Raw genomic sequence first — 17,230 nt, forward strand, 5'->3', positions numbered from 1 at the left:
TCATTCTTGTATTAATCGCTGTTTTTCAAGGATGAAAACGATGTTCGGCACCATAAGTCTGATTTCGCTGGCGCTGTTCGGCCTGCTGTATGCGCTGCGCCGCCGCCAGGAAAGCTTTTTGATCACCATAGAGGGTGTCCACCTCAATGTGAAACGGGGACAACCACCCCAGACGCTGATCCGCCATTGCCAACAGCTGATGCAGGATGCCCGCACCCTCAAGGGTACCATTCGCGGCTTCAGGAAAGGTGACGGCGTGGTGCTCAGTTGCTCGCGCAGCATTCCCGCTTCCTACCGCCAGGACATTCACCTGTTCTGGCAGCAGCAGTCTTGAACAGCCAATCATATCGAGCTGCCATAATGATCAATCACAGCCCGAAATCGGCCTCAAATTTGCCCCGGCACTCTTGACCTGAACCCGATTTCCCGCTTTGCTGGTGATATTACTCTTGATGAGGTTTAACGATGAAATTATATCCCCTGTTACTCTGTGGTCTGCTGGCCGCCTGTTCGAGCCAGCCTGAGGTCGAACAGGCCGAGAAGCCGACCCCCGCCACCAGCAGCCAGTCTCCCCAGGAAATTACTCCCAAGGGAGAATTTGCCCAGATTGATGTCAGCCGCTCCCAGCAGGCGATGGACGCCATTACCAGCGGTAATGCCGATACCATCAACGAGATACTGAAAACGCCCAACGAATACGCGCCACCGGTGCTGTATCTGATGTCGGCCATCATGTTCGACAACGACTATCAGGATCAGGCCACCTTCTGGTATTACGCCGCCCAGCTGCGGGCGCGCAGCGACGCCAACAAATCCGGCGACGACACCGCCCACACCGCCGTTAATCAGCTGAATCAACGCTTTGGTGTTCGTATTGCCCCTTATTCCATGAGCAACCCGCAACGACTGCAAGGCATCGTCAGCCAGGTGCTGGAATGGGACAGCGAACAGAGCCGCAGCTACGATCCGCGCTGGATTGCCCTGCAGGGTAAAGACGTGGTCACCGAGACCAAAGTCGACTTCGCCCCTCGGGAAAGATGGCAGGAAATCGACGCCCTGACCCGCGGCCAGTTCCGCCAGGGACTGGAACAGGCGCTGACCAAGTTACGCGAAGCCCCGGCCCAGTAACACCGCGTCTTTACCGCTTTCACTCACATCCCGGTCTTTACCGGGATGTTTTATTTTGTGACCCTGATAATCTATCGCTCATTGCGAAAGGCAGCGTCACCATCGACCCTCGTCGATTCACGCACCGCCTTGCACCGCGAACTCGTTGAATTACGTACCAGGATCACAGGAGATCACCTTAATGAATGCGTCGTCCCATCATCCGGTTCACGTCTGGGACTGGTCCATCCGCCTTTTTCACTGGAGTCTGCCGCTACTGCTGTTTTTGCTGTGGCGCTCGGCCGGCGAGGATATGGATCAGCACATGCTATTCGCCCAGCTGCTGCTGGGGTTGCTGCTGTATCGCATTATCTGGGGCTTTATCGGCACCCCTTATGCCCGTTTCAGCCATTTTATCTACCATCCGGGCCGGATCATCGCCTACCTGCGCGCCAGCCTCACGCCGCACAAGCCGGTGTACCTCAGTCATAATCCGCTCGGCGGCATCATGGTACTGGTGATGCTGGCTACCCTGCTGTTTCAGGCCGGTACCGGCCTGTTCGCCACCGACGACATCTTTTATGAAGGGCCCCTGTATCGCTACGTATCGGGCGCCACCGTCAGCTGGATGACCGACTGGCACAAGTCCTGGTTTTATGACGGCTTGCTGCTGATTATCGGGCTGCACGTACTGGCCATCGCCCTGTATCGACTGCGCGGAGAAAACCTGGTCAAGCCCATGCTCACCGGTCATAAAGAGGCCCCGATCAATCGCGTGGCCGATCGGCTGGAGCGCCACCCGAAGGCCTTTCCCTGGCTGCGCTGCATGCTGTCTGCCGCGCTGGCGGCCGGCACCATCTGGGCGCTGTTCAACGCCGTCTGATTTCCGCTATCGAATACAAAAAAAGGAGCCTTACGGCTCCTTTTTTTGGTTCGAACATACCGCTTAATCGCGATAGTCGTCGTGGCAGGCTTTACAGCCTTTCATCACCTTGCCCACGGCAGCACGGGCCTGGGCTTCATCGAAGCCCGGCTCGCCAGACACCGCAATCAGCTCTTGCAGCGCACTGCCAAAGGCCTTGCCCTTGGCACTGAAACCGTCCATGTCTTCCCAGGCGGCGGGCAGCATGTTGCTGTCGGCAACGCCCTCGGTGGCCGGTACATAGGTTTCACCCAGCAGCTTGCCGACATTACCCATGTTCAGCGCCCGCTGATGCAGTGCCTCGCCATCGAAGTCGATTTCGCCTTTCACCATGGCGCCCATCACCTTGGCCTGCGCGCCCATCACCTGATAGATGGACTGACGATACTTGACCAGATCATCCGCCTTGAACAACTCAGACTGGGCGGCAACACTGGTGGCGAACACGCCCCCCATGGCCAGCAGCACGACTTTTTTCAGCATTTTTTGCTCCTTTTTCGTTATTTTTCAGTACTCATAAACAGCTTCACAGCAATTAGCGGTTTACGGTAAACCATCGAATCAGGCAACGCCACCCGCAAAAAGTGAAGTTGCGACGCTACTCCTGATTAACCCAGATGAAGCCATCGGTAGCAAAGCCCCGCTCTTGAGCCTGAGCCACAAAACGGGCCTTCAATTCCGGGCTGACTATCGGGTCGCGCGCCAGCAGCCACAGATAATCGTGGTTATAGCCGGACACAAAGGCATGCCGGTAGTCGTCATCCAGCTCAAACACCACGTAAGAGCCATAGAAGGGGCCGAAGAAAGACACCTTCAGATAAGCCTCCTGCGCATCATTCACAAAATAGGCTTTGCCTTCCGCCGCCTTCGACTCTCCGCTTTGTGCATCGACCCCCCGGTTGATCACGCGAATACCGCCATCTTCACGTGGCTGGTATTCGGCACTCACTCGCTCCAGCCCCCGCTCGAAGGAATGATCCAGCCGGGCCACCTCATACCAGGTGCCCAGATAACGTTCGGAATTGAAATTGCTCACCGGCGTGACCCCGTCCGGCATGCCCATGCAGCCGGACAGCAGCCCAACCAGAAACCAGCTCAGTATTCGCATCCTTTTTCTCCTTGACGTCGTCACCGCAGATCGGCTCGAAGACGTGTTTCTGCAATTCACAAACCTCGCAACAGCCTAGCAGAAAGACGCTGAAGCCCAGTGGCGTGTCGTGGGAGGTGACTCTGTTTCCTCTCGTGTGCAGCTTTGAAATAGATCATATTTTTATTTAGATTCGTATCATTCGGCAGCTGACCACAAACTCGGCAATCATCTGCAATACTGTCAGAAGCAACAATATTCCCGTAAGAAAACATTATCTTCCACCGATAAGGAACTATCAGGATGTACAAACAACTCATGATCCCTGTCGATCTGGCTCATGTTGAGCGGCTCGAAAAAGCCCTGCAAACCGGCGCTGACCTGGCCAAACTTTATAACATACCGGTCTGTTATATCGGGGTGTCAGCCAGCGCCCCTAGTGCCGTGGCGCATAACCCCGCCGAATTCAACGCCAAACTGCAGAAGTTTGCCAAGGATCAGGCAGAGAAGTACGGCCTGAAAAACGTCAGCAGTAGCGCCTGTATCAGCCCTGACCCGGCAGTGGATCTGAACAAGACCCTGCTGCAGGCGGCTAAAGATAATGGCGCCGATTTGGTGGTGATGGCCTCCCATGTACCCGGCCTTCTCGAGCACCTTTTCGCCTCCAATGCCGGCTATTTTGCTTCCCATTCCGATGCCTCCGTACTGGTGGTACGCTAGAGGGCACCCCATCACTATATAGAATTTCGCCACCCCAACAGCATCTGATCACCTGATGACCCATGATTTTCTTCCTGACTGGTATATTACGGCTTGGTGCACTGCGCCAGTAGCTTGACGAAGAAGTCGCTGCCCTTGCGGCGGGCAAACCGGATATTGCGCTCGGGAATGGACTCGGGATCATCATAGCCGGCCAGCGCCTGTTCCATGCTGGCTTCGCGGATCAGGTGCAGGGTGGGATAAGGCGAGCGGTTGGTGTAGTTGGCCGCGTCATCCTGAGGTTCGCCGTCAAAGCAGTAGTCGGGATGAAAGCTGGCCAGCTGGTATTTGCCCTCGAAACCCTGCTCGAACAGCGCGTCATTGGCCATGTCGACCAGATCCAGATAGGCGTAAAAACCCTCGAAACCACGCGGCAGGATCACCAGGGTGGTTTCGACCTCCGGCTGCTCGTCCAGCAACACGCATTCGGCCAGCAGCGCCTGCAGCACCGCCTTGGGCTTGTGCTCTTCCACCGCCACATAACGAATACTGGCACGCTCCACTTCCCGCCGGGCAAAGGGGCACAGGTTGTACTTCATGATCACCTGTTTCACCCAGTTTGCGGTGTGCTCTATGTACTGCGCCTGTTCTGACTGCATTTGCTCTTGTTCTGACATGACTCATTTCTCTTCTATTTCGGCTCACCCGGCCGCACCATGGTAATACCAATTTGAATAAACATCTGATCATTTTTAAACCCGAGCTCAGAGGCAACACAGCCGCCTCCCTCGACACGCCATGGGCTAAGGCCATCTGCGTTTGGCAATGGCTGCAAACATTCACTGGATGTTTGGTCCATCACCAAACTTGATGCAGGCAGCACGCTGCCCCCTGGGGGCTCGGGAAATGCCATCTGACCGCCAGGGAAGGCGAGAATGTCGGAACGGCAGGAGCATTTTTCGGCCATGGCATTTCACGGCCGTGGTAGTCGATCTCTGTTGCCTCTTCTTGGCCACCGAGTTGCCCGTAGACGACGTCAACAGGCAACTCCGGCGCATCAAGGAGGACAAAGGGATCTGCTCAGCCGACCATTCGCGCCACGGATGGCGCGGCTGAGCCTCCAGGGAGGGATTCACGGCGAGTCGGGGGAGCGGGCCCTTTGTTCGACTTTTATACAAAAATGGAATAGATCATTTGTTTAGTGGGATTGGTATTACTGATAAATCCGGCCATTATGTTTCAGCCAGCCGCCCGGGTGGCGGCCTCGGGGGTCGTGATGGGTCCAGTGCACCACGCCGCCCTTGTCATTCCATTCATACTCGCCGTAAAACGCCACCGTATCGCCCACTTGCAGGCCGTCGATGCGTGGTGCCAGATCGATGTTATGGGCGATCAGCAGCGTCTGGCCGCTCGGCAATGCCAGCAGAAAACGCTGATGGCGGGAGCCCTTGTTGTCATCCGCCAGCAGGCGAGACACCCGGCCGCAGCCCTCCACCTGCACATCGCTCTGCCGGTTCTCGTAGGCCAGCGCCAGCGGATCGGTGGCGGCCTGCGCCGTCGACAAGAAAGAAAAAAGCTGCGGATTCTGGGTCAGGCCGCTGGCCAGGCCGAGGCCGAACAGCAGGGCAAGAAGGAGTTTTTTCATCGGTGTTGCAACCTCGTCACTTTCAACCTCGTCACAGGAGTAATGTTATTCGCGGGTAAAGACCAAGTCTGCATAATAACCGATGGCGGTGCCCTTGCCGTTATCGGCGTCGGTCATGATGGCTACCGCCTCGAGATAGCGAAAATCCTTGCCGAACAGCCGCCGCAGATCCGCCTTGATATTGCGTTTTTCACTTACCCAGCCGTTGCCGTCCTGTGGAGTGCGCAGCGCCAGCATCATCGCCTTGTCGCCGGCGAAGGGATTGGCCCAGCGCTGCCCCACGCCAGACTGCTGCGCCCAGACGTAACTGATGGCCTTGCTGCTCAGCCGGGTCCAGCCGTCGCGCACCACCACATAGACCCGCACCGCAAAGTCGTCTCCGCGCTTGGCACGTTCGTCGATCACCGCCGGAAAACGCTCCACCCGCCAGCGCCAGCTAAGCCAGGGCGTGGCATCCAGATCGATGCGTTGTTCGTAGAAAAGGCCGGACGCCGCCCCCCGACTCTGTGCCCGCACCACCGGTTGCTGTAATTGCGGGTCGAACACCAGTCGGTACTCGGTCTCGCCGGCAAAGCTTTTGGGTTCCCAGCCGAGCATATCGGCGGGGGTAAAGGTGAGCGCCCTGGCCGGCCCGGCGGCCAACCAGACACCCAGTAACACAATCGCGAGCAGACGAGATGACATCATGGTTCCCGGTGGTGGTATCTTCAGCCAGTATAGATGCAGCAGGCTAGCCCCATCGTCCCCACCACAGGGCGGCCGGCAACACCAGATTGGCCAGCACCGTCAGCCAGAACATCAGCCGGAACGACGGCTTGCGCGATTTATGCCGCAGCAGATGCCGGGCCAGCCAGCCGCCAGGCCAGCCCCCCAACAACGCAAGCAGATGCAGGGTGCGTTCGCGCACCCGCCACTGGCCGTGAATCGCGGCCCGTTTGTCCCACCAGTACACACCAAAGGTGATCAGGCTGAGCACCAGATACCAGAGCGCCAGCCCGGCATAGATTCGAATCATGTTTTTTGCTCTTGTTCCCGTTGTTGTTGCTGCAGCTGCCACAGCCGGGCATAAGGGCCCTGGGTGGCCAGCAGTTGCTGGTGGCTGCCCTGCTCGACGATACGGCCCTGATCCATCACCAGAATATGGTCCGCATCCACTATGGTCGACAGCCGGTGCGCAATCACCAGGCTGGTCTGACCGCGAGACACCTCGCGAATGGCCTGCAGTATGCTTTGCTCCGAACGGCTGTCGAGGGACGAGGTAGCCTCGTCAAACACCAGTATCGGCGGCCGCTTGAGAATGGTACGGGCGATGGCCACCCGCTGCTTTTCGCCGCCGCTGAGCTTGAGCCCGCGCTCGCCCACCAGGGTATGATGGCCATCCGGCAGCCGGGCAATAAAGTCCTCCAGATGTGCCATCCGAATGGCCTGCTGCACCTCTTCTTCGCCGGCATCGATGCGACCGTAACGAATGTTGTCGTAGATGGAGGCGTTAAACAGCACCGTATCCTGCGGCACTATGCCGATGGCCCGGCGCAACGAATGCTGGCTAACCTGGCGAATATCCTGACCATCGATCAGAATAGTCCCGCCGGTCACGTCGTAAAAACGGAACAGCAGCTTGACCAGGGTCGACTTGCCACCGCCACTGGCGCCCACCACCGCCACTTTTTGCCGGGGCCGCACATGGAAGCTGACCCGCTCCAGAATGGGCCGGTCCGGCCCATAACCGAAGCTCACCTCGCGAAATTCAATCTCGCCCCGGCTGATCACCAGTTCGGATGCAGCGGGGGCGTCATTGATGGCTGGTACCCGGCGCAACAGCGTGAACATGCGCTCGACATTGGCCATGGAGCCTTTCATTTCCCGGTACACGAAACCGAGAAAATTCAGCGGTAAGAACAGCTGCATCATGAAGGCGTTAATCAGCACGAAGTCACCCAGGGTCATGGTCCCGGCCACCACGTTGCGCCCGGCCAGTACCATCATCACCGTCATCGCCAGGGCAATGATCAGCGCCTGGCCGCCGTTCAATGCAAACAGCGTCAACCGATTCTTGCGCCGGGCCTGTTCCCAGTCGGCCAGATCGGTGTCGTACCGGTCGGCCTCGTATTGCTCGTTGGTGAAGTATTTTACCGTTTCGAAATTGAGCAGGCTGTCTACCGCCCGGGAATTGCTCTGGGAGTCGGCCTGATTGGCGGCCCGCACATAGCCGGTGCGCCAGTCGGTGGCCACCACCGACCAGGCCACATACAGCACCACTGCCACCAGAGTGGTGAGCGCAAACCACACCGAATAGTTGGCCAGTAGCACCCCCACCACCAGGGCGATTTCGAACAGGGTCGGCACTATGTTGAACACCATGAAACGCAGCAGAAAACTGACTCCCGACACGCCCCGCTCTATGTCTCGCGACAGACCGCCGGTACTGCGGTTGAGATGAAAGCCCAGCTCCAGCCGATGCAGATGGTTGAATACCGACAACCCGATGCGGCGCATGGCCCTCTCGGTCACCCGGCCAAACAGCGCATCGCGAATTTCGCCGAACAGCACGTTGGCAAACCGCACGACGCCATAGGCCAGTAGCAGCCCCAACGGCAACGCCAGTACCCTGTTCTCGCCGGTGTCCATGGCATCGACGATATGCTTGAGAATGAAGGGCAGGCCCACGCTGGCCACCTTGGCCGCCACCAGACACCCCAGTGCCAGCACGATACGGCCGCGATATTCGAGCAGATACGGCAGCAGGGTGCGCAGCGTCTGCCAGTTGAAGGAGGCGTTTTCCACCTCGGGATGATAAGAGCCGCGTCGCATGAGTCAGCCTGATACAGGGGAACAGAGATAACTTTATGATACCCCGTACGCTGGCAGATAACGGCCCCATTACTACGGAAAAGGAGTATGCAAACCAAAAAAAGCCACGCATGAGGCCGTGGCTTTAAGTATGCATAGGTACGCTTATGCCATTACAGGGTATAGGTACAACCTTTGGCAATCGCGATAGGCTGGGCTACTTCCTTTGCCTGCAGATAGGCCTTGTCCACAGCGGCTTGCGCGGATCCGGCGCCGGTGTTCACGCCCATAGAAGACAGCAGGGTATTACCGGTGTTCAGGCTTTCCATCCGTGCGTTATGGTTATCGAAAGTCGCTTTGATTTCATCGCAGGACATGGCAGAAAAATCGTTAGAAGCAAGGTTGTTATTACCCATATCACCGGTCAACTGACAACCGCTCAACACCAGTAGTACACTGCCGGCAAATAATGCTTTTTTCATTTTATAGACCTATTTATTTTTATTTATAACTATTGGGAACGCGACTCTACATGCGCATACCATCACTTACATCTCTAAACATTTAATGGTGTGATTAAGATCTATTTTTAACAGCCACAACAGGGCGCGCTCCAAACGAAAACCTAATGGAGTAGAGAAAACACGCCGCCATCTGAATATTAATACCGCATCCATCCGCTTCAGCTGAAACCACTTTAGTGTAAGCTGGGCCATCACCATTACAGGGAGGCCCACCATGGAACGGGTGCCAGAGAACAGCATCTACAGCCTGCAGCTGAATGGCAGCGGCGGCATGCAGCCACTGTCGGCGGGTACACCACTTCCGACGTCAACCCCGGCCTGGGTGCACCTGGACTACGGCAAGCCACAGGCGGAGCTATGGCTGCAACAGACCGGGCTGTTGAACGAAGCCGGCCGCGAGGCCCTGCTCGGTCAGAGCAGCCGGCCCAAGCTGGTGCGCCAGGGCGACAACCTGCTGCTGATCCTGCGGGGTATCAACCACAATCAAAATGACCGACCGGAAGAAATGGTGGCGTTGCGCCTCTATATTACGCCGTCACTGATTATCAGCAGTCGGCGCCGCCCGCTGCTGTCGGAAAAAGACGTCTATGAGCAACTCGCCACCGGAGACGGCCCGCTCAACCCCGGCGACTGGCTGGTGGACATCTGCGATGCCCTCACCGACCGGGCCGGCGAATTTGTGGAAACGCTGCACGATCAGATTCTGGAACTGGAAGAAGCGGTGCTGGAAAACGAAATGCCCGCCACCGGCCGGTTGGGCCGCATTCGCAAGCAGCTGATCATGATTCGCCGTTACCTTTCGCCTCAGCGGGATCTGGTGGCCCGGCTGGCCAGCGAGAAAATCGGCTGGCTGAACGACGACGATCGCCGCCGCCTGCAGGACATTGCCGACCGACTGCGGCGCTGGCTGGACGATCTGGACGCAGGCGTGGCCCGTACCGCCGTGCTGGCAGATGAAGTCAACAACATCATGGCCGAAGCCACCAACCGCCGTGCCTATCAGATGTCGATTATGGCGCTGCTGTTTTTGCCCGCCAGCTTTCTCACCGGCCTGTTCGGCATCAACCTGGGCGGCATGCCCGGCGCCGACAGTCCCGCCGCCTTCTGGACCTTCTGCCTTATTCTCACCGGGCTGGCGGTGGGACTCGGCCTCTGGCTCAAACTACGCCGCTGGTGGTAACACGGGGGCGAATCTCGCTTCGCTGTAATTATTCAGTCGCCATGAGGGTCTGCTTTACACATTCGGTTTATCGTCCATCAGGGAGTGACCCTCATGAAACCATTGCTTGGCAGCCTGTGTGCGCTGCTGCTGTGCCAGCCACTGCTGGCGGCAGAGCCCGATACCGCCGCCCTGTTCGAACACCAGTTGCCTCGGCTGCATTCCGGCGAGGTAGTCGACATGCGCCAGTTTGCCGGCCAGCCGATACTGGTGATTAATACCGCCAGTTTTTGCGGCTTTACCGGTCAGTTCGAGGGACTGGAGGCGTTACATCAACGCTACCGGGAACAGGGCCTGAAAGTGATAGGCTTCCCCTCCAACGATTTTCGGCAGGAGGCCAAAAACGAAGCCGAGGCGGCCGAGGTGTGTTACGTGAACTACGGTGTGACCTTCGATATGGTCAAACCCATCAAGATCAGGGGCGACGATGCTCATCCCATCTTTCGGGAAATTGCCCGTCAGAGCGGCAAGCCGCCACGCTGGAATTTCTACAAATACGTGATCGATCGCAACGGCAGGGTGACGGCGGTGTTTTCCAGCATGACCAAGCCAAATGACCAGAAACTGCAGGACGCCATCGCGGCGGTGTTGTAAGCCGCCACCAACAAAAACGGCGCCCTGTGGGCGCCGTTTCTACATATTACCGCGTTATGGTTAAGCGGCAAGCGGGGTAATGCGTACCTGAGCGATACGGAAGTCTTCTACCTCCGTGACCTCGAAGCGCAGATCTTCACGCTCGAACACAGCGCCTGCCTCGGGCAGCTGGCCGCTCCAGGCCAACAACATGCCGGCCAGGGTGGCGTATTCGTCAGCCGGATCCACCAGCCCCCGGCGCGACAACACCTGCTCCAGATAATGCAGATCGGTACTGCCCTTCACCAGCCAGCCACTCCCTTCGATGACCACCTCGGGAGATTCGTCTTCGTCCAGAAACTCGCCGACAATGGCCTCCAGCAAATCGTGCGGCGTCACCAGCCCCTGCACGGTACCGAACTCGTCGTTTACCAGCACCATGTTGCCGCGGGCATCGCGCAGTATGTTGAGCAGGCGGATCACGCTGATGCTGTCCGGCACTATGATGGGATCATTGCCCTCGGCCAGCTCGGCCAGGGTCTTACCTTCCTTCAGGCCCACCATCAGATCCTTGGCGCGTACCACACCCAGCAGGTCGTCCAGCTCGCCATCACACACCGGAAACTGGCTGTGCGAAGAGGCCATCAGCTCGGCGATCACCTCTTCCCGGCTATCGGACACGTCCAGCCAGACAATGTCAGCCCGGGGCGTCATCACGGTACGAATGGAACGCTCGGCCAGTGACAGCACGCCGCTGATCATGTTGCGCTCTTCTTCGGCAAAACCCTGCTCCTGAGCCTGTTCCGGGGTCTGTGCCGGCTGCTCCTGATCATGCTCTTTGCCACCCATCAGGCGAAAAATGGCGGCGGTGGTACGTTCACGCAGCGGCTGGCGAGCCTCTTCCCTGGCGGAATTGCGCTGAGCCAGCTGGTTGAGGAATTCAATCAGAATCGAGAAACCGATGGCGGCGTACAAATAGCCCTTGGGAATATGGAAACCGAAACCTTCCGCCACCAGACTGAAACCGATCATCAGCAGGAAGCTCAGGCACAGCACCACTACGGTGGGGTGCGCGTTGACGAAGTCGGTCAGCGACTTGGAAGCAGCCACCATCACCAGCATCGCCAGTACCACCGCGGTCATCATCACCGGCAGGCTGTCGACCATGCCCACGGCGGTAATAATGGAGTCGAGCGAGAACACCGCATCCAGCACCAGGATCTGGGCGATCACCACGCCAAAGCCGGCGTACACGGTGCTGGTTTCTTCTTCGTGCATCTTGCCTTCGAGCCGCTCGTGCAGCTCGGTGGTGGCCTTGAACAGCAGGAAAAGACCCCCGCCCATCAGGATCAGATCCCGGCCCGAGAAACTCAGCTCACCCAGGGTGATCAGCGGCGTGGTCAGGGTGACCAGCCAGGACACCACACTCAGCAGTGCCAGACGCATCAACAGCGCCAGCGACAGGCCGATAAGCCGGGCCTTGTCGCGCTGATGCGGCGGCAGCTTCTTGACCAGAATGGCAATAAACACCAGGTTGTCGATACCCAGCACGATTTCCAGAATAATCAGTGTCAGCAAGCCCGCCCACATAGACGGATCCATCAGGAATTCCATGATTTACCTCTTGAGAGAATGTAGATGAATGCAGATCAGCGAATAACGCAGGCCAGGCCGGCAAAATCAGTATAGCCGGGGCAGCAGACAAATCCGGATGGGGTGGCGAGTGCCGGGGACAGCAAAAAACAGGGGGGAAGTGACAATTCAGAACTCTGTTGCAAGCAACTTCGCGAGCAATCCATATGGTACACCGGCGATTGACCGGACCTCTTGGTTAAAATGAACGCATATCATAATGGCAAAAAGCGGGCTGGCAAGGTTATTTCTTTGCAAAGCCGACGACCACATTAACCGACCGGCCGATCCTCGAGCGGGGCAGGTCTGGTAAAGGTAAGATAAAGACCACTGATTATGGAGGAGCCGACATCATGCCCAGACTACTGCTGAACGCCGACATGGGAGAAAGCTTTGGCGCCTGGACCATGGGGCAGGACGACGCCGTCATGCCCTTTGTGGACCTGGCCAACGTGGCCTGCGGTTTTCATGCGGCCGACCCGGATACCATGCGCCACACCGTGCAACTGGCACAACAACATCAGGTAAACATCGGCGCGCATCCGGCCTATCCGGATCTGGTGGGGTTTGGTCGCCGCACCCTGGCCTGCACACCCGACGAAATAGAAAACATGGTGCTGTATCAACTGGGCGCGCTCGACGCCCTGTGCCGGGCCGAGGGTACCCGGGTGAGTTACATCAAACCCCACGGCGCCCTCTACAACGACATGATGCGAGATGAACACAAGCTGGCGGCGGTAATGAAGGCGGTGGCCGCCTTCGATGTCGGCCTGCCGTTGATGCTGATGGCCACGGCCAATCCCGCCCCGGCCCGGGCGCTGGCCACCCGGCACGGCATTGGCCTGTGGTTCGAGGCCTTTGCCGATCGCGCCTACGACGCCGCCGGTTTTCTGGTGTCCCGCTCCTTGCCCGGCGCCGTGCATCACGACCCGGCGGTGATCGTCGAGCAGGCCCGGCGCATCGCCACCGGCCAGCCGCTTATCGCCAATGACGGCAGCGAACTGCGGTTGCAGGCCGATACCCTGTGCGTACATGGCGACAATCCCGAGTCCATTGCCGCCGTAAAGGCCATTCGCCAAATGCTGGCCACGCTGTCATGAGCATCTGCCCCCAACCCCGGCTGGAAAATGCCGGCATGGATGCCTGGCTGGTGCGACTGTTCGACGAGATAGACGAACGCAACATGGGCTGGATTACCGCCCTGGTGCGCGATTGCGAACGGGCCTTTGGCGAGCAGCTGGTCGATGTGGTGCCCTCTTACACCACGGTACTGGTGCAGTTCGACCCCTTGCAGCTGGACAACGTTGAGGCGCGCCGATTGCTGCAACAACTGCTGACCGAGCTCACCCCCGATGCCGAGGACGAGGCGGCGCCGGTAAAGGAGCTGCCGGTGTGGTATCACTCCAGCGTGGGGCCGGACATGGCCCGGCTGGAACGACACACCGGGCTGAGCACCGACCGGCTCATCGAGCTGCACAGCGGTCACTGCTACCGGGTGTTTGCCCTGGGGTTTGCCCCCGGCTTCGCCTTTATGGGCACGCTGCCGGCGCAACTGGAATTGCCCCGCCTCGACAGCCCGCGGCCACGGGTACCCGCCGGCAGCGTGGCCATTGCCGGCAGGCAGACTGCCGCCTACCCCAAAACCTCCCCCGGCGGCTGGAACCTGCTCGGCCGCACCCCGGCCAAATTGTTCGATCTGCACCGTACGGGCTTCAGCCTGCTGCAGGTGGGCGATCGAGTACGCTTCGTGCCGGTGAGCAGGGCCGAATTCGAACGACTGGGCGGCGACAGCACGCCCATGAAGGAGTCTTGAATGCGCCACGGATATCTGACCATTCAACAGCCCGGCCCGCTCAGCACCCTGCAGGATGGCGGTCGTTTCGGGGTGCGTCGGCTGGGGGTGACTCAGGGCGGCCCGGCCGATCTGCACGCCTGGGCCTGGGCCAACGGGCTGCTGGGCAACCCCTGGGGCAGTCCGGCGCTGGAGATCACCCTGGGCGGGCTCACGCTGAGCGCCGAGCAGCCTTGCACCCTGGCCCTGTGCGGCGCCGACATGCAGGCCCGCCGCAACGAGCAGCCGCTGTCCAACTGGCGAGCCTTTGAGCTGAATGCCGGCGACACCCTGACCCTGAGCATGGCGCGCCTCGGGGTACGGGCCTATCTGGCGGTGGTGGGTGGCTTTATCGCAGAAAAGGTGCTGGGCAGTGCCAGTTGTGTGGTACGCGACGGTCTGGGCGGTCATAAGGGCGATGGCAGCGCACTGGCGGCGGGCGATCGCCTGGCTTTTCTACCGACTGACCAGCCGCTCCCCGAACGCCAGTTGCCAGCCGATACTCCCCCCGACTACGGCGCGGAGCCCCGGCTGGCATTGATCCCCGGTGCCCAATTCCGCTTTTTCGAGGATCACAGCCTGATCCACGCCTTCAGCCAGCCCTGGCGGGTGGATCCTCGATCGGATCGTATGGGGATCCGACTGCAAGGATCCCTGTTGCACTGCAGCATGGACTCGATGATTTCGGAAGGCATAGCACTGGGGGCGGTACAGGTGCCGCCCGATGGCCAGCCCATAGTGCTGCTGAACGACCGTCAAACGATTGGCGGCTATCCGCGTCTCGGCACCCTGACCCCACTGGCCTGTGCCCGCCTGGCCCAATGCCGACCGGGGCAGCAACTGTGGCTGACCACCAGCACCGCCAGCGAAGCCCAGCAGGAATACAGAGCGTTTCGGGCGCAGTTTTGAAACAACAAAAAAAGCCCGCCTTACTGAGGCGGGCTTTTTGTGCACTTGTCATACCGGTATAACGGACCCGGTACCTTTCTACACAAAGATGCCGACTTTCGTCAGAATGACGCGCTAAACAAGAATATCAGTCGACCTTGTCGAAGCTCTTGTTCTCGACAAAGTCGAGAGACATGAAGCTTTCCAGCGAGTCATCCTTGATGTCCAGCCAGCGAGCCGGCAGTTTGGAGGCCATGGTGCCGGTCACGGTAGAACGATAGGCGTTTTCCCGAAAGCCCATGATGTTCTCCTGCTTGTGCTGCAGCCATTCCTTGAGCAGATCCGCCTGCTTTTCTACCGCAAACTCGGGGTAGTCGGTCTCATTGTTCAGGTCACGAATATAGCTGGCCTGAAAATCAATGGCCGCATGGCAGCCGGCCAGTGCTTCATGACGGCTCAGCCACTGCTGCATGTCCTGACGGCGCTCATCGGCTGCAGGCAGCGCTATCTTGCCCAACATCACGTCCCGCGCATACCAGGCCTGGGCGTCGAACATGTTGAAGGTGAAGTACTGATCCTGCATGCCCAGGTAAATCAGCTTGGGATTGTTCTGGAAGAAGACGCCTTTATACAGGTTGTCCGGATACAGGCAGTTATGGGTCTGCAACCGCAGTTCATCGGGCAGGAACGGGAAGTGGAACAGATAACCGGTGCACATGATGATGGCATCAAACTGTTTGCTTGAACCGTCGGCAAAATAGCCGGTATTACCCTCAAAATGCGCCAGCAGCGGACGCTCTTCCATGCCTTGTGGCCAGTCGAACCCGATGGGGTTGCTGCGATAGCTGATGGTGACCGACTTGGCACCGTACTTGTAGCACTGAGAGCCAATGTCTTCCGCCGAATAGCTGGCGCCGATCAGCAGCACGTTCTGATCCTTGAATTCCAGCGCATCGCGGAAGTCGTGGGCGTGCAATACCCGGCCCGGGAACTGCTCTACGCCCTCGAAGTACGGCATGTTGGGGGTAGAGAAATGGCCGGTGGCGACCACTACGTGATCAAATTCGTTGGTTTCCTGCTCTCCGGTCTTGTGATTCATCACGGTCACGGTGAACTTTTCGGTGCCTTCGTCGTAGGTCACCCAACGTACCGGGCATTCGAATCGGATGTATTTAAAAATGGCCTGCTTGTCGAGACGACCCATGATGTAGTCTTTAAGCACGGCACGCGGCGGATAGGAGGGAATGGCCCGACCAAAGTGTTCGTCGAAGGAGTAGTCGGCAAACTCCAGACATTCCTTCGGGCCATTGGACCATAAATACCGATACATGCTGCCATGAACTGGCTCGCCATTTTTATCTAAACCCGTGCGCCAGGTGTAATTCCACATGCCGCCGATATCACTTTGTTTTTCATAACAGACGATTTCCGGCAGGTCTTGAACCCCTGCCCGGCGAGCCGCCTCAAAAGCCCTTAACTGCGCCAAACCGCTAGGACCAGCGCCTAAAATTGCTATTTTTTGCTTGCTCAAAACTGTCTCCTTCGATTGCAAAAACCTTGCCATCCTAAAGGAATTAGCCGTTTGTTTACAGGCAAATACGAAAAAAAGCCCCCGAAATAGCGCTACACACGAAATAATCGAGTACTAAATGCTTATGTTAAAGACCTGCATGAATACTTCATTCTGCGCACCCGCTCAGCCCATCAGCCGCACCAGCTCCTGCGCCGCCGTGCGTGGACATGGCGCCTGGCAGATAGCGGATACCAGCGCCACCCCATGTACGCCGGTTACCGCTATCTCCCGCAAATTGGCGGCGTTAATACCGCCAATGGCCACCAATGGCAGCGAACTCTGTGCCACGGCGCCGGCCAGCCCGTCGAGGCCCCACTCTTTGATCAGGTTGGTTTTGGTAGGGGTAGAAAAGATGGCACTCAAGCCCAGATAATCCACCGGTAACGATTCGGCCTCGAACAACTGCCGCTCGGTTTCGACCGACAGGCCCAGCAGCTTGTGCGGGCCGATAAGCCGACGGGCCAGCGTCGCCGGCATGTCCGACTGACCCAGGTGCACTCCATCCGCATCTACCGCCAGCGCCACATCGACCCGGTCGTTGATGATCAGCGGTACCCCGGTGCCTTGCAGCACCGTCCTGATGGTTTGCGCCCGTTCGATAAAGGCCCGCACATCGCCGTGCTTTTCGCGCACCTGCACCATGGTCACGCCGCCTGCAACCGCCTCGGCCACCACGGTTTCAAGCACATCAATAGGCTGCCGATCATCGGTGACCAGATATAAACGATAGGGATTCATGA

General features: G+C 58.5%; 20 protein-coding genes. 9 read left to right on the plus strand and 11 right to left on the minus strand.

What is annotated here, in order from left to right:
- Positions 1-40: 40 nt before the first annotated feature.
- The 3 genes from ABD827_RS14465 (at position 41) to ABD827_RS14475 (ending at position 1,990) form a co-directional block, all read left to right on the plus strand.
- Positions 41-334 (plus strand): DUF3634 family protein, encoded by a 294-nt coding sequence (locus ABD827_RS14465; protein ID WP_298717152.1) that lies wholly within the window; start codon positions 41-43, stop codon positions 332-334.
- Positions 335-465: 131 nt separating this feature from the next.
- Positions 466-1,128 (plus strand): hypothetical protein, encoded by a 663-nt coding sequence (locus ABD827_RS14470; protein WP_298717154.1) that lies wholly within the window; start codon positions 466-468, stop codon positions 1,126-1,128.
- 181 nt (positions 1,129-1,309) lie between these two features.
- Positions 1,310-1,990 carry a cytochrome b/b6 domain-containing protein gene (locus ABD827_RS14475; protein ID WP_344965397.1) on the plus strand — a complete coding sequence of 227 codons (681 nt, stop codon included), beginning with the start codon at positions 1,310-1,312 and terminating at the stop codon, positions 1,988-1,990.
- A gap of 63 nt (positions 1,991-2,053) precedes the next feature.
- Here the strand turns inward: ABD827_RS14475 and ABD827_RS14480 are convergent, their stop codons facing one another.
- Together ABD827_RS14480 and ABD827_RS14485 are read right to left on the minus strand one after the other, a co-directional pair.
- On the minus strand, positions 2,054-2,512 hold the full coding sequence (locus ABD827_RS14480; protein WP_298717158.1) for a c-type cytochrome: 459 nt from the start codon (positions 2,510-2,512) through the stop codon (positions 2,054-2,056).
- 115 nt (positions 2,513-2,627) lie between these two features.
- On the minus strand, positions 2,628-3,137 hold the full coding sequence (locus ABD827_RS14485) for a lipocalin family protein (RefSeq protein WP_344965398.1): 510 nt from the start codon (positions 3,135-3,137) through the stop codon (positions 2,628-2,630).
- Between the two features lie 282 nt (positions 3,138-3,419).
- On the opposite strand from ABD827_RS14485, the gene ABD827_RS14490 reads away from it, so the two are divergent.
- Positions 3,420-3,836, plus strand: a complete 417-nt coding sequence (locus tag ABD827_RS14490; protein ID WP_344965399.1) for a universal stress protein — start codon at positions 3,420-3,422, stop codon at positions 3,834-3,836.
- A gap of 86 nt (positions 3,837-3,922) precedes the next feature.
- Here ABD827_RS14490 and ABD827_RS14495 read toward each other — a convergent pair whose 3' ends face one another.
- The 6 genes from ABD827_RS14495 to ABD827_RS14520 form a co-directional block, all read right to left on the minus strand.
- Positions 3,923-4,492, minus strand: coding sequence for a DUF1415 domain-containing protein (locus ABD827_RS14495; protein ID WP_344965400.1), 570 nt, complete (start codon positions 4,490-4,492; stop codon positions 3,923-3,925).
- 536 nt (positions 4,493-5,028) lie between these two features.
- Complete coding sequence (locus ABD827_RS14500; RefSeq protein WP_344965401.1) at positions 5,029-5,460, minus strand: DUF3465 domain-containing protein; 432 nt, start codon at positions 5,458-5,460, stop codon at positions 5,029-5,031.
- A gap of 45 nt (positions 5,461-5,505) precedes the next feature.
- A complete protein-coding gene (locus ABD827_RS14505; RefSeq protein WP_344965402.1) occupies positions 5,506-6,147 on the minus strand; it encodes a DUF3047 domain-containing protein in 642 nt (213 codons plus the stop codon).
- Positions 6,148-6,190: 43 nt separating this feature from the next.
- Positions 6,191-6,475 carry a DUF1294 domain-containing protein gene (locus tag ABD827_RS14510; RefSeq protein ID WP_298717174.1) on the minus strand — a complete coding sequence of 95 codons (285 nt, stop codon included), beginning with the start codon at positions 6,473-6,475 and terminating at the stop codon, positions 6,191-6,193.
- Positions 6,472-8,271, minus strand: a complete 1,800-nt coding sequence (locus tag ABD827_RS14515) for an ABCB family ABC transporter ATP-binding protein/permease (protein WP_344965403.1) — start codon at positions 8,269-8,271, stop codon at positions 6,472-6,474. Before ABD827_RS14515 ends, ABD827_RS14510 begins: the two co-directional genes overlap by 4 nt.
- A 152-nt stretch (positions 8,272-8,423) precedes the next feature.
- Entirely contained in the window at positions 8,424-8,732 is a 309-nt protein-coding gene (locus ABD827_RS14520) for a hypothetical protein (RefSeq protein ID WP_298717179.1), read from the minus strand.
- A 256-nt stretch (positions 8,733-8,988) separates the two neighbouring features.
- On the opposite strand from ABD827_RS14520, the gene zntB reads away from it, so the two are divergent.
- Positions 8,989-9,954 (plus strand): zinc transporter ZntB, encoded by a 966-nt coding sequence (zntB, locus tag ABD827_RS14525; RefSeq protein ID WP_344965404.1) that lies wholly within the window; start codon positions 8,989-8,991, stop codon positions 9,952-9,954.
- A gap of 93 nt (positions 9,955-10,047) precedes the next feature.
- The gene (locus ABD827_RS14530) at positions 10,048-10,587 is read left to right on the plus strand and encodes a glutathione peroxidase (RefSeq protein ID WP_344965405.1); all 540 of its coding nucleotides are present in this window, start codon (positions 10,048-10,050) and stop codon (positions 10,585-10,587) included.
- Positions 10,588-10,647: 60 nt separating this feature from the next.
- Here ABD827_RS14530 and ABD827_RS14535 read toward each other — a convergent pair whose 3' ends face one another.
- Positions 10,648-12,180 carry a TerC family protein gene (locus ABD827_RS14535; protein WP_344965406.1) on the minus strand — a complete coding sequence of 511 codons (1,533 nt, stop codon included), beginning with the start codon at positions 12,178-12,180 and terminating at the stop codon, positions 10,648-10,650.
- 371 nt (positions 12,181-12,551) lie between these two features.
- On the opposite strand from ABD827_RS14535, the gene ABD827_RS14540 reads away from it, so the two are divergent.
- The 3 genes from ABD827_RS14540 to ABD827_RS14550 are packed head-to-tail and all read left to right on the plus strand — an operon-like array spanning position 12,552 to position 14,938.
- Positions 12,552-13,298 carry a 5-oxoprolinase subunit PxpA gene (locus ABD827_RS14540; RefSeq protein ID WP_344965407.1) on the plus strand — a complete coding sequence of 249 codons (747 nt, stop codon included), beginning with the start codon at positions 12,552-12,554 and terminating at the stop codon, positions 13,296-13,298.
- Positions 13,295-14,011, plus strand: a complete 717-nt coding sequence (pxpB, locus tag ABD827_RS14545) for a 5-oxoprolinase subunit PxpB (RefSeq protein WP_344965408.1) — start codon at positions 13,295-13,297, stop codon at positions 14,009-14,011. Before ABD827_RS14540 ends, pxpB begins: the two co-directional genes overlap by 4 nt.
- Positions 14,012-14,938 (plus strand): 5-oxoprolinase subunit C family protein, encoded by a 927-nt coding sequence (locus ABD827_RS14550; RefSeq protein ID WP_344965409.1) that lies wholly within the window; start codon positions 14,012-14,014, stop codon positions 14,936-14,938.
- A gap of 127 nt (positions 14,939-15,065) precedes the next feature.
- Here ABD827_RS14550 and ABD827_RS14555 read toward each other — a convergent pair whose 3' ends face one another.
- Positions 15,066-16,481 (minus strand): NAD(P)-binding domain-containing protein, encoded by a 1,416-nt coding sequence (locus ABD827_RS14555; RefSeq protein ID WP_344965410.1) that lies wholly within the window; start codon positions 16,479-16,481, stop codon positions 15,066-15,068.
- Between the two features lie 132 nt (positions 16,482-16,613).
- Complete coding sequence (thiE, locus tag ABD827_RS14560) at positions 16,614-17,228, minus strand: thiamine phosphate synthase (protein WP_344965411.1); 615 nt, start codon at positions 17,226-17,228, stop codon at positions 16,614-16,616.
- Positions 17,229-17,230 lie beyond the last annotated feature (2 nt).

Origin of the sequence: Oceanisphaera sediminis, assembly GCF_039539745.1 — a bacterium.
GTDB lineage: Bacteria > Pseudomonadota > Gammaproteobacteria > Enterobacterales > Aeromonadaceae > Oceanimonas > Oceanimonas sediminis.